Source organism: Nocardioides sp. YR527 (assembly GCF_900101045.1).
Lineage (GTDB): Bacteria > Actinomycetota > Actinomycetes > Propionibacteriales > Nocardioidaceae > Nocardioides.
Genome location: NZ_FNFN01000008.1, coordinates 90549 through 104701, shown reverse-complemented (window position 1 = coordinate 104701; position 14153 = coordinate 90549). Strand labels below are relative to the sequence as shown.

Here is a 14153-nt window from a genome sequence, read left to right as displayed (position 1 = left end):
GTTCACCCCTGGAGACGAGACGGCTCCCCGTCGTGTGACGTGCGGTCGGTGCTCGGCGGGTAGGGGACCAGGGTCCCGGTGGAGCGGCCGAGGTCGTCGAGCCTCCAGCCGAGGCGTTTGATCTGGCGCAGGACGATCGCGGACTCGACCACCTCGAGGGGCGCGAGGTCGCGCTGGAGGTGCTCGTGGAGGAGCATCGCGCTCTCGACCGAGCGGGCCCAGGTGCTGATCAGCAGATTCGTCGGCCCGGGTAGGCCGACGACCTGGCGTACGCCGGGGGTGGCCCGGAGGCGGATGACGCACTCGGCGACGGAGCCGACCGGCACCCGGCACCAGGTCTGCACGACGATGGGCAGCGGGGTCAGGCCCTGGGCGACCTCGCAGCGGAAGGTGAGGGCGTCGGAGCCGAGCAGCTGGCCGAGCTGGCGGCGGGTCGTCGACAGCGGCCGGCCGGTCTGGCGGGCGATGTCGGCCGCGCTGCTGCGGCCGTTGCGGATGAGCGCCTGGGTGAGGGCGGCGTACGGCTCGGCCCACGGGTTGACCGGGGTGGACGTGGCGCCGGCGTGGTCCGGGATCCGAGCCACGGTACGGGCGCGCTCGGGATCGAGCCCGCCGACCCGCCAGCTGCTCGCGTCGACGTGGAGCCGGGCGACGTGGTGAGCACGTACGCCGAGAACGCCCGGGAGGGCGGACAGGTCGTCGAGCAGCAGCTTGGGCATGTCGCCGGGGCCGAGACCGACGGCCGTCACGATCAGGCCGAAGTCGCGGGCGGCCTCCTCGATGGTGATGATCATCGGCCACGCGGCGAGCTCCTGGGCGAGGGTGCCCGCCCGTCCTCCGACGCAGGAGATCTCGGCGATGGCGAGGTTGGCTCCGTCGTGCCCCCGGATCCTCGGATGACCCATGACCCAGGCGCTGCCGTCGGCGCGCAGCCTGTCCCAGCGGCGGCTCAGGGTCGCAGGGGAGGTGCCGAGCGCGGTGGCGAGGTCGGTCCAGGATGCGCGTGGCCTGATCTGGAGTGCGTGGATGAGCGAAAAGTCGTCCTCATCCAGTGTCGCCATGGTCACATCCTGTCCGATGGCCCTGCCGGACGAGCGATTCGGTCCAATTCACCGGCCGCCGACACGCCCGCCGCGATACTCGTCCCCGCCGTGAGCTCGGCCGTTCCGAGCCTGCCCGAGAGGACTCCGAGAAACATGACCCGACGCTGGACGAAGCGCCTGCTCCTGGCCGTACTCACCATTCTCGTCATCGGTGGGGTCGGCTTCTTCGCGCTGGCACCCGGGATCGTGGAGAACGGCCAGAACAAGATCCGTCCGGCCAGCCTGCCGGAGGTGACTCCCGAGACGCGCCGGTTGCACGACTCGCTGCAGGTCATCGACATGCACAGCGACACCCTGATGTGGGACCGCGACCTCCTCGAGCACTCGGACCGGGGTCACATGGACCTGCACCGGATGGAGGACGGCAACGTCGCGCTGCAGGTGTTCTCGTCGGTGTCGAAGTCGCCCAAGGGGCAGAACTACGACAGCAACACCGGCGACACCGACAACATCACGCTGCTGACCTTCGCCCAGCTCCAGCCGCCCCGCACCTGGACATCGCTGCTCGACCGCTCGCTCTACCACGCCCAGAAGCTCGACAAGGCGGCAGCGGACTCCGAGGGCAAGCTGCGGCTGATCCGCACCCGTGCCGACCTCGATGCCCTGATCGCCGACCGTGAGGCCGGGAAGCGGGTCACCGGTGCGCTCTTCTCGGTCGAGGGTCTCCAGAACCTCGAGGGCGACTTCGACAACCTGGACACGCTCTACGACGCCGGCATGCGGATGGCGGGGTTCACGCACTTCTTCGACAACGAGGTGGCCGGCTCCATGCACGGTGTCGAGAAGGGCGGCCTCACCGATCTCGGGCGCCAGGTGTTCGCCGAGATGGAGCGTCGCGGCATCATCGTCGACATCGCGCATGCCAGCCACGCCGCGGTCGCCGAGATGCTCGCGATGGCGACCAAGCCGGTCGTGCTCAGCCACGGCGGCGTACAGGCGACCTGCGACGTCAACCGCAACCTGACCGACGAGGAGGTACGCGGGGTCGCCGCGACCGGCGGCGTCGTCGGCGTCGGATACTGGGATGCCGCGGTGTGCGACCTGACCGTCGAGGCCGTCGTCGACGCCATCGACCATGTCGTCGAGGTCGGTGGCATCCAGACGGCGGCCCTCGGCAGCGACTACGACGGGTCCACCACCGTCGGCTGGGACACCAGCGATCTGGCCACCATCACCCAAGAGCTCGTCGACCGAGGCTATGACGAGACCGAGGTGGCGGCGATCATGGGCGGTAACACCGTGCGCGTGCTCCGCGCCACGCTGCCCGACTAGGGAGAGGTCCTCGCGGAGATCAGGGCAGCAAGGGTCCTCGCGCCGGCCACGATGTCGTGACCCAGGCGTACGGCGGGTTCGGGAGCGTGGCTCTGCTGTCCTCCGCCGACAGCCACGAGGAGATCGGGGCGGTGGTCGTGCAGGGCGGTGATCACCGCGGCGGTGGCGATGATGTCGGCGGTGGTGGGGATCACGAGCACCGCGGCGGCGAGGGCGGGATCGTCGACGACGCCGAGCCAGTCGTCGACCGGCAGGTCCGCGCCCAGGTAGTCGGTGTCCATGCCGTGGCGTCGGGCGGCGACGGCGAAGGCGAAGAGACCGATCTCATGGCGGGTTCCGGGTGCCGTCCCGAGGGCGATGCGAGGCCCGTGGCCGTGGGCGGCCGCCGCCTCGTACGCGAGGGCGAGCCGTCGCATCACCGCGTTCGAGGCCAGATGCTCACCGGCGATGCTGACCCGCCCGTCCGCCCAGGCGTCCCCGAGCTCCTCCAGGGCGGGGAAGACGTGGTCGGTCATCACCGTCTCGAAGCCGCCGAGGGCGAACACCTGGTCCAGGGTCGCGGCCAGGCCGGTGGTGTCGAGCGCTGACGCGGCGCTCGTCAGCCGCTCGGGGAGGTCGAGGGCGGGGCCGGTTCCGTCGCCCCGCGTGTCCGCGGCGACCGGGTGGGCAGGCTGCGCGCGATCGATCCGGATCGCCTCCGCCGCCGCCAGGCTGGCCGACCATCCCTGGTCCACGAGCTCCTTCATCGAGCGCAGCACCGCGACGTCTCGATCTCCGTACAGGCGGTAACCGCTCTCGGTCCGGTGGGGAGCGATCACGCCGTACCGGCGTTCCCAGGCACGAAGCGTCGCGGTGGTGATGCCGACCCGCTGTGCCGCGTGCTTGATGGTGTACATCTGCTCGGCTACCGGGCCAGTCGGTCCAGGGTCGTGCGCATCTGCTCGGAGGCGGAGTCACCCAGGCGGGTGAATGCGGGGGTCAGCAGTGGGGCCACCATCCTGGCCATGCCTTTCAGCTCGAACTCGGCCACGTAACGCACGGATGTGCCGCCCGTGGCTGTCGGGACGAAGGTCATCGTGTCATGTGCCACGACCGTCTTGTTCTCGCCGCGTAGCACGACGCGTGTGCCGGGTTCGTAGACCTCCACCACATAGGTGAGATCGGTGTTGCGTCCGAGGAAGCGAGAGGTGTTCGCGTACGCCGTCCCCACCCCGCCGTCCCCGGAGATTCGATCGGTGCGAACCGTGCCCGGATCCCACTCCTCGGTGTTGGTGAAGTCGGCCAGGAAGTCGAACACCTCGGAAGTCGGTGCGGAGGTCTCCACGGTTCGATCGATCCTCATTTTGTGCCCCTTTCAAACCTTTGACATACCTTGTACAAACATTGTACGTTCGATTATCGAAACTAGCCAGCGGCCGTGCCGCTGCCTGACAAGGGAGATCCCCATGAGCCGAGCGGCCCACACACCACGGTCGACGGTCGCCGTGATCGGTGGTGGAGTCTCGGGACTGACCGCGGCGTACCTCCTCGGCCGCAGCCATGACGTCACGCTCTTCGAGGCCGATCAGCGGCTCGGTGGCCATGCGCACACCCACGACGTCTCGACGGCGTCCGATGCTGTTCTCCGCGTGGACAGCGGCTTCATCGTGATGAACGAGCGCACCTATCCGAACCTGATCCGCCTGTTCGGGGAGCTCGGTGTCGAGACCCGGCCGACCGAGATGAGCATGAGCATCGTCTGTGACGACTGCGGCCTCTCCTACGCCGGCGGCAAAGGTCTGGGCGGCATCCTGGCCGACCCCCGTCGCATCGGCGACCCGCGCTTCGTACGCATGCTGGCGCAGGTGCCGCGGTTCCACCGCCGCGCCCGCCGCCTCCTCCAGACCGACAGTGATCTGACCTGGGGGGAGTTCCTCGACGAGGGCGGGTTCAGCGACTACTTCGTCCAGCACTTCGCGGTGCCGCTCGTCTCCTGTGTCTGGTCCTGCGGTGACGAGGACGCTGCCGCCTACCCGGCGCGGCACCTGTTCGCCTTCCTCGACCACCACGGGATGCTCCAGGTCACCGGGTCGCCCACCTGGCGCACGGTCGTGGGCGGCTCCCGTGCCTATGTGGACAAGATCGCCGAGCGGGTGGGCGAGGTCCGTGTCGGCGAACCGGTGACCGCCGTGGAGCGGCACGCCGACGGGGTCGAGGTGCGTACGGAGGCCGGGTCCAGGCGCTTCGACCGCGTGGTGGTGGCGACCCACGCCGACCAGGCCCTGAGGCTCTTGGCCGACGCCACCCCCGAGGAGAAGGCCGACCTGGCTGCGATCGGCTACTCGCGGAACGAGACCTGGTTGCACCGCGACGCCGCCCTGCTGCCGGCCTCGCCCCGTGCCCGGGCGTCCTGGAACTATCGCCTCGCCTCGTGCGGCGGTGGCGCCGACAAGGTGGTCGTCAGTTACTGGATGAACCGGCTCCAGGGTCTCGAGGACCACGACGAGCACGTGGTGACGCTCAACGCCACCGAGCATGTCGACCCGGCCAAGGTCACCGCACGGATGAGCTACGAGCACCCGGTCTTCACCACCGAGGCGGTCGCGGCGGCGGCCCGGCTGCGTACGGCCGGCGGACCTCGCCTGGCCTTCGCCGGTGCCCACCTCGGCTGGGGCTTCCACGAGGACGGCTGCCGCTCCGGGGTGGAGGCGGCGGAGGCGTTCGGGGTGACGTGGTGATCCCGTCACCGGTCTTTCCCGAGGTGCCCGCGCTGGTCGTCGGCCAGGTCAGCCACACCAGGCAGGTGCCGTTGCGGCACGCGTTCCGCCACCGCAGCTACCAGTGGCTCATCGACGTCGACGACCTGCCTCTGCTCCCGTTCTGGCTGCGTCCACTGGCCGGGTTCCGCGCCGAGGACCATCTCGACGGGGGTTCGTCGGGACATGGCGTCCGGGGCGACCTCGGCGCGTTCCTCGCCGGTCGCGGCGTCGACCTCGCGCCGACCGACCGGGTGCTGATGCTGGCGAACGCCCGCGTTCTGGGCCATGTCTTCGACCCCCTCACCGTCTTCTGGGTGCAGTCGGACGACGGTGTGCTGCGCGCGGTCGTCTTCGAGGTGCACAACACCTACGGCGGCCGTCACGCCTACCTGCTCGACATCGATCGACGCGGACACGCCAGCACCGACAAGGCCTTCTACGTCTCGCCGTTCAACGACGTGGCCGGGACCTATGACATCCGGCTACAGGTCGACCCGGGACAGGTCTCGGTGACCGTCGGGCTCGACCGCGACGGCGTACGCGTGCTCACCGCGACCACCCGTGGGACCCCGGAGCCCGCGACGCGTCGTGCGCTGCTGCGGGTCAGCCTCACCCACCTGCTGATGCCCCATCGGGTCAGCGCGCTCATCCGGTTCCACGGGATCCGGCTGTGGCTGCGCAGGTTGCCCGTCGTCCCTCGTCCCGCCCCACCGAAGGAAGTCACATCATGAGTGCAGAGCCGGTGTCGCTCGAGCTGCCGGTACACAGGGAGCCCGCGGCCGCCGCGGGCGTACGAGCCGGTGTCGCCAAGCAGGTTCTGCGTCTGGTGACCCGGCGGATCCCGGTCGACGTCGTGCTCCCGGACGGCGGCCTGCTCAACCAGCGGGGCGGGTCGCGTACGGAGGGGCGGCCGGGCATCGTCGTACAGCGCCCGGAGTCGCTCTACCGACGGCTCGCGGAGAACCCGAAGATCGGCATCGGGGAGGCCTACACGGCCGGAGACTGGCATGCGGCCGAGGGCACCGACCTCGCGGACGCGCTGGCGCCGTACGCCGAACGCCTCTCCGGGCTGCTTCCCGGCTGGATGCTGCGGCTGCGCCGCCTCGTCGACCTGCCGATCCCCGCCGACCAGCGCGGCGCCGTGGAGCACACCCGGGAGAACATCTCGGCCCACTACGACCTGGGCAACGACATGTTCGCCGCGTTCCTCGACCCCAGCCTCAGCTACAGCTCGGCTCTCTTCGATCGCACCCGTCCGGTCGCCGACCAGGACCTGCAGGAAGCGCAGCTGCGCAAGGTCAACGCCGCCCTCGACCTGGCGGGCGTCGGCGCCGGTGACGACGTGCTGGAGATCGGCACGGGGTGGGGGACCCTCGCGATCGAGGCGGCACGTCGCGGTGCCCGGGTCACCACCATCACGCTGTCGGTCGAGCAGGCGGCGCTGGCCAGGGAGCGGATCGAGGATGCTGGATACACCGACATGGTCGAGGTGGTGGTGCAGGACTACCGACACGCCACCGGCACCTTCGACGCCGTGGTCAGCATCGAGATGATCGAGGCGGTCGGCGAGCGCTACTGGCCCGACTACTTCGCCGCCCTGTCCCGCCTGGTCCGTCCCGGCGGCGCCATCGCGCTGCAGGCGATCCTCATGCCGCACCAGCGCTACCTGGCGACCCGGAACTCCTACGGGTGGATCCAGAAGCACATCTTCCCCGGCGGACTGATCCCGTCGACCACCGCGATCTCCGAGCAGGCCGGCCGCGTCGGCCTGACCGTGACACGCACCGACAGGTTCGGCGCCGACTACGCCGAGACGCTGCGTCGCTGGCGCTCCGCCTTCCTGGCCGCGTGGCCGGCGATCCGGTCCGAGGAGTTCGACGAGGAGTTCCGCCGCACCTGGGAGTACTACCTCGCCTACTGCGAGGCGGGCTTCCGGGCCGAGGCCATCGACGTCGCCCAGATCCGCCTGGAGGCAGGCGGACGGGACCACTCATGACGACGTCGGTGATGTGGTTCCGGCGGGACCTGCGGCTGGGGGACCATCCCGCCCTGCAGGCCGCGGCCGCCGACGGGCACGTGGTGCCGCTGTTCGTGCTCGACCCGCGCCTGGCCGGCTCCGGGCGGAGGTGGGGGCGGCTGCTGGCCTCGCTCGCGGCACTGCGCGAGGAGATGGAAGGTGCCCTGGTGATCCGTCAGGGCGACCCGGCCGAGGTGGTGGCCCAGGTCGCCGCCGAGGCCGGAGCGAGCCGGGTGCACATCTCGACCGAGACGACCCCCTACGGCCGGCGCCGCGACGAGGCCGTGGAGCAACGGCTGGCGGACGCCGGCATCGGCCTGGTCGGCACCGGCAGCCCCTACGCCGTGACCCCGGGCAGGGTCCGGAACGCGACCGGGGCGCCCTATCGCGTCTTCACACCGTTCCTGCGGGCCTGGCGAGAGCATGGCTGGAGGGCGCCCGCCGGTGACCCGCAGGTCGAGTGGATGACGAAGCTCGAGTCGGACCCGCTGCCGGACCATCCCGACCATCTCGATCAGGAGGTCGGTGAGCAGGCGGCGCTCCACCGGTGGGAGGACTTCTGCGCCGAGGAACTGGCCGGCTATGCCACGGCCCGGGACCGGCCCGACCTCAACCGGACCAGCCGCCTCTCGACGGCCCTGAAGTTCGGCGAGATCCACCCGCGTACGCTGCTCGCCGATCTGGGCGCGCACGGCAGCGGTGCCTCCGCGGAGGATGTCGAGCGCTTCGTCGCCGAGCTGGCCTGGCGCGAGTTCTACGCCGACGTGCTCTGGCACGACCCCGGTTCGGCCTGGCGTGACCTGCGGGACAGCCTGCGAGGCATGCAGTACGACGATGCCCCCGAGCTGTTGGAGGCATGGAAGTCGGGCACGACCGGCTTCCCGTTCGTCGACGCCGGCATGCGCCAGCTGCTCGCGGAGGGCTGGATGCACAACCGGGTGCGGATGGTCGTCGCGAGCTTCCTGGTCAAGGATCTGCACATCTGGTGGCCGGCCGGCGCGCGACACTTCCTCGACCATCTCCTCGACGGCGACCTGGCGTCCAACTCCCACGGCTGGCAGTGGGCGGCCGGGACCGGAACCGACGCCGCGCCCTACTTCCGAGTCTTCAACCCGGTCACCCAGGGGCTTCGGTTCGACCCGCAGGGTGACTACGTCCGACGCTGGGTACCCGAGCTTCGTCACCTTCCGGGCGAGGCGGCCCACGAGCCGTGGCGCCACCCCGAGGGGTTCGCCAAGGGCTACCCTGAACGCGTCGTCGACCATGCCGAGGAGCGCCGCGAGGCGCTGGCCCGGCTGACAGAGCTGAAGGACTCGACCTTATGACTTTGTTGCGTACGACGACCCACGAGTTCCGGCACACGGTGCCGGACGCGGCCGACGTCGTCTTCGACTGGCACGGCCGACCCGGCGCGTTCCAGCGGCTGGTGCCCCCGTGGCAGCCCGTCCGGATCGCCGAGGAGGCCCAGGACCTCGCCGGCGGCACCGCGGTGCTCGACTTCCCGGCCGGCCGGCGATGGGTGGCCCAGCACCTGCCCGAGGAGTACGTCGCCGAGCAGAGCTTCGCCGACCGCCTGGTCTCGCGCCCGTTCCTGGTGCCGGTGTCGTGGCACCATCGACACGACTTCGAGAGCGCCGCTGAGGGCACCGCCGTGGTCGACAGGGTCACGACGACACTGCCGAGGAGACTGCTCGAGCCGATGTTCGCCTACCGGCAGCGTCAGCTCGCCGACGACCTGGCGGCTCACCGCTCGGCGGCCGGCACACCTCGGCTCACCGTGGCGGTCACCGGCGCATCCGGCCTGGTGGGCAGCGCCGTCTCGGCCTTCCTGACCACCGGCGGGCACACCGTCGTCCGCCTGGTGCGCCACCGCCCGAGCACGCCCGACGAGCGCGCCTGGGACCCGGACTACCCCGACCCGGCCTCGCTGGCCGGGGTCGACGCCGTCGTCCACCTGGCCGGGCACAGCATCGCCGGCCGCTTCACCGACAGACACAAGGAGCTGATCCGCGGATCTCGCATCGGGCCGACCCGTCTGCTCGCCCGGGCCGCTGCGGAGGCCGGCGTGGGCGTCTTCGTCTGCGCTTCGGCGATCGGGATCTACGGCGCCGACCGCGGCGAGGAGGTCCTCACCGAGGACTCCACGACCGGGGACGACTTCCTCGCCCACGTCGTCCGCGACTGGGAGGAGGCGGCACTGGCCGCGGTCGACGCGGACATGCGGGTCGTCCTGGTGCGCACCGGGATCGTGCAGAGCCCGCGGGGCGGGGCGCTACGCCTGCAGCGGCCTCTGTTCGCCACCGGCCTCGGCGGCCCGATGGGGTCGGGGGAGCAGTGGCAGTCATGGATCGCGATCGACGATCTCGTCGACATCTATCACCGCGCTCTGGTGGATCCCGGTCTCTCGGGTCCGGTGAACGCCGTCGCGCCCACCCCGCTGCGGCAGCGTGCCTACGCCGCTGCCCTGGGGCGGGCGTTGCACCGCCCGGCGGTCCTGCCGACACCTTCGTTCGGCCCCCGCCTGCTCCTGGGCAGGGAGGGAGCCCAGGAGGTGGCCTTCGCCAACCAGCGGGTGGTCCCGCAACGGCTGCTCGGGCTCGAGCACCGCTTCCGGTTCGTCGAGGCCGAGCAGGCGCTGCGACACGTCCTCGGGAGCGTGCGCGCATGAGCCGGACAGCGCCGGACCAGGGTCTCGACCGCGTGCTCGACCGCACGGTCCTGCTGGGCTACTCCCGCCTCGGCTACGCGATCCGTCGCCGTCGTTGGGCCGAGAGCGACCCGCGTCCCGGATCGCTGGCAGGGCGGACCGCCGTGGTCACCGGCGGCGGGAGCGGTCTCGGCGAGGCCACCGTGCTGGGCCTGGCCCGCCTCGGTGCCCGCGTCCACGTCCTCGTACGCTCACCCGAACGCGCCGCCCCCGCGGTCGCCCGGATCGAGCGGGTGCTGCGCGTCGAGGGGCGGACCGCCGAGCTTCTGACCGAGCGCTGCGACGTCTCCGATCCGGCCATGATCGACGCGTTCGCCGAAGACTTCTGCGCGCGCGACGGCGGACGCACCGCTCTCGACGTGCTCGTGCACAACGCGGGGGTCATGCCGCCCGAGCGGACCGAGTCGGTCGAGGGGCACGAGCTCTCCGTCGCCACCCATGTGCTCGGGCCGATCCGGCTGACCGAGCAGCTGCTGCCCGCCCTGCGCCGCTCGGAGCACGGCGCCAGGCAGGTCTTCGTCGCCTCGGGCGGGATGTACACCCAGCCGCTTCCCGTGGACGACCCCGAGTTCGAGCAAGGCACCTACCAGGGTGCCGTGGCGTACGCGAGGTCCAAGCGCATGCAGGTGGAGCTGGCACCGATCCTGGACCGGCGGTGGTCGCCGGACCGGATCTCCACCTTCGTCATGCACCCCGGCTGGGCGGACACACCGGGCCTCGCCCGATCGCTCCCCGCCTTCCGTACGTTGAGCCGACCGCTGCTGCGCCCGGCCGAGGAGGGTGCGGACACGGCGGTGTGGCTCGCGGCCACCGAGCCCACCCCGCCGTCCGGAACCTTCTGGCACGACCGCCGCCAACGTCCCACGAGCTATCGGTCGGCGACCCGCCCGGGTCGCGGAGAGGCCGAGGCGCTGTGGAGCTGGGCGGCGGCCGCCGCCGGCCTGGACGGGCCTTAGCCCCGATGTCACTCGACGCAGTCCCCACCACAACTCGAAAGGCCCGACCATGCGCTCCGCGCTAGCAGCTCTCGCCCGACTCACCACGAGAAAGGCCACGGCATGGCTGGTCCTGGTGATCACGGCTCTCCTGGCGGGTGCGGTGATGTTCGTCGGATCGTCCCTGAGCTCGGCCAGCTCGGCGCCTGACCCGCTGCCGGCGGACGCCGAGTCGGCCCGGGTCGCCGAGCTCCAGCAGAGCTTTCCGGGCGGGGACGTGCTGCCCGCCGTCGCGGTGGTCGAGCGCACGGGTGGGCTGACCGCGGAGGACCAGGCGTGGGTCGCCGAGGTGTCGCAGCGCTGGGCCGAGATCACCGGGAACGAGGTCTCGCCGCCGATCCCGGCGACGGACGGCGACGCCCTGATCGTCGCGATCGACGTCGATGCCGACGTGACCGGACTCGATCTCACCGAGCTCGTCGGCGAGCTGCGGGACACGGTCGACGAGGACCGGCCCGACGGCCTCACCGTCCAGCTCACCGGTGGTGCCGCCTTCGCCGCCGACATCTCCTCGGCGTTCGAGGGCGCCGACGTGCGGCTGCTTCTCGTCACCGCCGCGGTCGTCGCGATCCTGCTGATCCTGACGTACCGCTCGCCGGTGCTGTGGCTCGTGCCCCTGATCGTGATCGCGGTCGCCGACCGCACCGCCTCGGTGGTGACCCAGATCGTCGCGGACTGGGCCGGCAACGGGCTCGACGGCTCGACGTCGGGGATCACCAGCGTGCTGGTCTTCGGTGCCGGCACGAACTACGCGCTCCTGATGGTCTCGCGCTACCGCGAGGAGCTCCGGCGGCACGAGCACCACCGCGATGCCCTGGCCGCCGCGGTGCGCGGTTCCGGCGAGGCGATCGTGGCCAGCAACCTCACGGTCGTGCTCGCGCTGCTGGCGCTGGTCTTCAGCGTCGCGCCCAACACCCGGTCGCTGGGGGTCTCGGCTGCGATCGGCCTGCTGGTGGCCCTGCTCTTCGCGCTCTTCGCCCTGCCCGCAGCGCTGTCGCTGTTCGGTCGCGGCCTGTTCTGGCCGTTCGTGCCCCGCAACGGCGAGGACGAGAAGTCCCGGGACGGTGTCTGGTTCCGGATCGCCCGCACCGTGGTGAGCCGCCCGGCAGCGGTGCTGGCCGTGGCCGCGGTGATCCTCGGCGTACTCGCCTCCGGGCTCCTGGGCGTGAAGGTCGGGCTCTCGCAGACCGACCAGTTCCGTGTCGAGGCCGAGTCCGTCGACGGTCTGGACACCCTCTCGAAGCACTTCCCGCCGGGTGCCTCCGATCCGGTGACGATCGTGGTCGGAGCCGACCAGGCCGACGAGGTGCTCGCGCAGGTGAGCCAGATGGACGGGGTCGACAGCGCGCGCCCGTCCGGCGAGAGCGGCGACCTGGTCAAGATCACCGCGACGCTGGAGGACGCACCGGCGACCCCGGAGAGCATCCAGACGATCGAGACGATGCGCAGCGAGCTGGCCGGGACCGGCGCCCTGGTCGGCGGCAGCGTGGCCAAGGACCTGGACAGCCGGAACGGCGCCGAGCGTGATCTCAAGGTCGTCGTGCCGCTGATCCTGCTGGTGGTGCTGCTGGTGCTCTTCGCGGTGCTGCGGTCGATCGTGACGCCGCTGGTGCTCGTCACGATCAGTGTCATCGCCACCTTCTCGGCCCTCGGCCTGGGCGCCTGGGTGAGCACCCATGTCTTCGGGTTCCCCGCGCTCGACGTCAGCACACCGATCTACGCCTTCCTGTTCCTGGTGGCGCTCGGCGTCGACTACACGGTGTTCCTCGTCCTGCGTGCGAGGGAGGAGACCGCCGAGCACGACACCGTCGATGCGATCGTCATGGCGGTCGGGCTGACCGGTGGTGTCATCACCAGCGCCGGCATCGTGCTGGCCTCGGTGTTCGCGGTGCTGGGCGTACTGCCCCTGATCACGCTGACCCAGGTGGGCCTGATCGTGGGTCTGGGCATCCTGCTGGACACCTTCCTCGTCCGCACCGTGGTCGTGCCGGCGGTCTTCGCCCTGGTCGGCGACAAGATCTGGTGGCCAGCCCCGATCGCCCGCCGGCACAGCGAGGAACCGATGGTCAGCGACCCGCGCTGAGCACGCGGGCTGCCTCCCGGCCGGCGGCGGCGTTGACGACGCCGGCGCGGGAGCCCGCGAGCTTGGCGGCGATGTGCTCGTCGACGGTGACGTCGCGGTAGAGGCGCGGGTGCTCGTCGTCGACGAACCCCGGCAGCGGGCCGATCTCCGCCTCGGCGTCGCCGTCGAAGAAGTACGCGGCCGACCGGCGTCGCTGGATGGTGCCACCGACGATCGGCGGCTTGACCCGGTGCAGGGTCGAGAGCCACTGCTCGTTGGTCAGCCGGGTCGTGAGGTCGCCGAGGTTGATCAGCAGCGCACCCTCGGCCGGGCTGACGTCGTGCCACTCGCCACCGTGCAGGACCTGGAGACCCTTGACCCGGTCGGCCCACAGGATCGTGACGATGCCGTAGTCGGTGTGCTCGCCCATCCCGATCATGTCCTCGTCGACCTCGACCCGGGTGCCTTCGGGGAGGGCGTAGTTGTTCATCCGCAGGACCTCGATCGGGTGGGCCGCGAGGCTCTCGATCGTGCCTCGCTCCAGGTCGAGCGCGTCCTCGAAGATCGTGACCATGGTGCGTGCGACCCGGGCGGCCTCGGCGCGCCAGGCGTCGATACGCTCGCGGAACCCGTCCAGGGCGGGCCAGGTGTTCTCCGCGTAGTGCGCGGCGACCAGGTCGGCGTCGGGGTGGTCGGAGACCGACGAGCCGACGTTGAAGGCCTCGAAGAAGTCCTTCATCCGGGTCTCGGACTGTACGCCGGCGCTGAGCGCGAGCGTCTCCGACTTCGGCGGGGTGTAGCCGCGGTTCTCGGCGGCCGGGCGGCGCCACCGGGTCTTCTCCGCGAGCGGCAGGGCGAAGAGGTCGTCCATGGCCGCGGCCAGGCCTTCGGCCGCCGACGGCGCGACGTCGTGGCCAAGGATCTGGATGAAGCCGACCTCACGGCAGGCGGTGTCGATGGCGGCCGCGACGGCCGCCCTCTCCTGGGGCGTTCCGCCCCGGACGTACGCAGCGATGTCGACGGCGGGGACGTGGAAGGTACTCACGGATGATCTCCTCGATCGGAGCAGACGGGTGGTCGTGCCCGGAGGTGTCCGCTTTCCCGGCCAGGAGGCCTTGCTGTCCGTTGAACTCGGGCGCCACCAGAGTAGAACGCCGAGGTTTCCGCGCTATTTCGGCTCGAGTCGACCACGAGTCGCCCGCGGCGAGCGCCGTATAGTCCGTCATCGACCGCTGAGGGCCGACTCGATAGGATTTCGT

At 71.0% G+C, this 14153-nt stretch carries 12 protein-coding genes; 8 read left to right on the top strand and 4 right to left on the bottom strand.

Features of this window, described 5'->3' with window-relative positions:
- Window positions 1-2: 2 nt before the first annotated feature.
- Window positions 3-1061, bottom strand: coding sequence for an Lrp/AsnC family transcriptional regulator (locus BLT25_RS23045; RefSeq protein WP_091051061.1), 1059 nt, complete (start codon window positions 1059-1061; stop codon window positions 3-5).
- A 135-nt stretch (window positions 1062-1196) separates the two neighbouring features.
- Here BLT25_RS23045 and BLT25_RS23040 point away from each other — a divergent pair, with 135 nt between their 5' ends.
- Window positions 1197-2375, top strand: coding sequence for a dipeptidase (locus tag BLT25_RS23040; protein WP_091051059.1), 1179 nt, complete (start codon window positions 1197-1199; stop codon window positions 2373-2375).
- Here BLT25_RS23040 and BLT25_RS23035 read toward each other — a convergent pair.
- Window positions 2372-3271 (bottom strand): MerR family transcriptional regulator, encoded by a 900-nt coding sequence (locus BLT25_RS23035; protein WP_091051056.1) that lies wholly within the window; start codon window positions 3269-3271, stop codon window positions 2372-2374. The genes BLT25_RS23040 and BLT25_RS23035 overlap by 4 nt on opposite strands.
- Before the next feature lie 8 nt (window positions 3272-3279).
- On the bottom strand, window positions 3280-3717 hold the full coding sequence (locus tag BLT25_RS23030; RefSeq protein WP_091051053.1) for an SRPBCC family protein: 438 nt from the start codon (window positions 3715-3717) through the stop codon (window positions 3280-3282).
- 103 nt (window positions 3718-3820) lie between these two features.
- Here BLT25_RS23030 and BLT25_RS23025 point away from each other — a divergent pair, with 103 nt between their 5' ends.
- From BLT25_RS23025 to BLT25_RS22995, 7 genes are read left to right on the top strand one after another with little or no spacing between them, the layout of a single operon-like run.
- Window positions 3821-5092: an NAD(P)/FAD-dependent oxidoreductase gene (locus tag BLT25_RS23025; protein WP_091051050.1), complete on the top strand. Its 1272-nt coding sequence runs from the start codon at window positions 3821-3823 to the stop codon at window positions 5090-5092.
- Window positions 5089-5844, top strand: a complete 756-nt coding sequence (locus BLT25_RS23020; RefSeq protein WP_256328745.1) for a DUF1365 domain-containing protein — start codon at window positions 5089-5091, stop codon at window positions 5842-5844. The genes BLT25_RS23025 and BLT25_RS23020 overlap by 4 nt, the downstream gene beginning before the upstream one ends.
- Entirely contained in the window at window positions 5841-7109 is a 1269-nt protein-coding gene (locus tag BLT25_RS23015) for an SAM-dependent methyltransferase (RefSeq protein ID WP_091051046.1), read from the top strand. Before BLT25_RS23020 ends, BLT25_RS23015 begins: the two co-directional genes overlap by 4 nt.
- The gene (locus tag BLT25_RS23010; RefSeq protein WP_091051044.1) at window positions 7106-8455 is read left to right on the top strand and encodes a cryptochrome/photolyase family protein; all 1350 of its coding nucleotides are present in this window, start codon (window positions 7106-7108) and stop codon (window positions 8453-8455) included. Before BLT25_RS23015 ends, BLT25_RS23010 begins: the two co-directional genes overlap by 4 nt.
- A complete protein-coding gene (locus BLT25_RS23005; protein ID WP_091051041.1) occupies window positions 8452-9798 on the top strand; it encodes a TIGR01777 family oxidoreductase in 1347 nt (448 codons plus the stop codon). The genes BLT25_RS23010 and BLT25_RS23005 overlap by 4 nt, the downstream gene beginning before the upstream one ends.
- Window positions 9795-10793, top strand: coding sequence for an SDR family NAD(P)-dependent oxidoreductase (locus BLT25_RS23000; RefSeq protein WP_091051038.1), 999 nt, complete (start codon window positions 9795-9797; stop codon window positions 10791-10793). The genes BLT25_RS23005 and BLT25_RS23000 overlap by 4 nt, the downstream gene beginning before the upstream one ends.
- A 49-nt stretch (window positions 10794-10842) precedes the next feature.
- Entirely contained in the window at window positions 10843-12915 is a 2073-nt protein-coding gene (locus tag BLT25_RS22995) for an MMPL family transporter (RefSeq protein ID WP_091051036.1), read from the top strand.
- Here BLT25_RS22995 and BLT25_RS22990 read toward each other — a convergent pair.
- Window positions 12899-13939: an isopenicillin N synthase family dioxygenase gene (locus BLT25_RS22990; RefSeq protein WP_091051033.1), complete on the bottom strand. Its 1041-nt coding sequence runs from the start codon at window positions 13937-13939 to the stop codon at window positions 12899-12901. The two genes, BLT25_RS22995 and BLT25_RS22990, sit on opposite strands and share 17 nt — an antisense overlap.
- Window positions 13940-14153 lie beyond the last annotated feature (214 nt).

Excerpts from the sequence above, each read along its gene's own strand:
- BLT25_RS23045 (WP_091051061.1), bottom strand. The coding sequence starts at position 1,061 with ATGGCGACACTGGATGAGGACGACTTTTCGCTCATCCACGCACTCCAG.
- BLT25_RS23005 (WP_091051041.1), top strand. The coding sequence starts at position 8,452 with ATGACTTTGTTGCGTACGACGACCCACGAGTTCCGGCACACGGTGCCG.
- BLT25_RS23035 (WP_091051056.1), bottom strand. The coding sequence starts at position 3,271 with ATGTACACCATCAAGCACGCGGCACAGCGGGTCGGCATCACCACCGCG.
- BLT25_RS23000 (WP_091051038.1), top strand. The coding sequence starts at position 9,795 with ATGAGCCGGACAGCGCCGGACCAGGGTCTCGACCGCGTGCTCGACCGC.
- BLT25_RS23015 (WP_091051046.1), top strand. The coding sequence starts at position 5,841 with ATGAGTGCAGAGCCGGTGTCGCTCGAGCTGCCGGTACACAGGGAGCCC.
- BLT25_RS23025 (WP_091051050.1), top strand. The coding sequence starts at position 3,821 with ATGAGCCGAGCGGCCCACACACCACGGTCGACGGTCGCCGTGATCGGT.
- BLT25_RS22995 (WP_091051036.1), top strand. The coding sequence starts at position 10,843 with ATGCGCTCCGCGCTAGCAGCTCTCGCCCGACTCACCACGAGAAAGGCC.
- BLT25_RS23040 (WP_091051059.1), top strand. The coding sequence starts at position 1,197 with ATGACCCGACGCTGGACGAAGCGCCTGCTCCTGGCCGTACTCACCATT.
- BLT25_RS23010 (WP_091051044.1), top strand. The coding sequence starts at position 7,106 with ATGACGACGTCGGTGATGTGGTTCCGGCGGGACCTGCGGCTGGGGGAC.
- BLT25_RS23030 (WP_091051053.1), bottom strand. The coding sequence starts at position 3,717 with ATGAGGATCGATCGAACCGTGGAGACCTCCGCACCGACTTCCGAGGTG.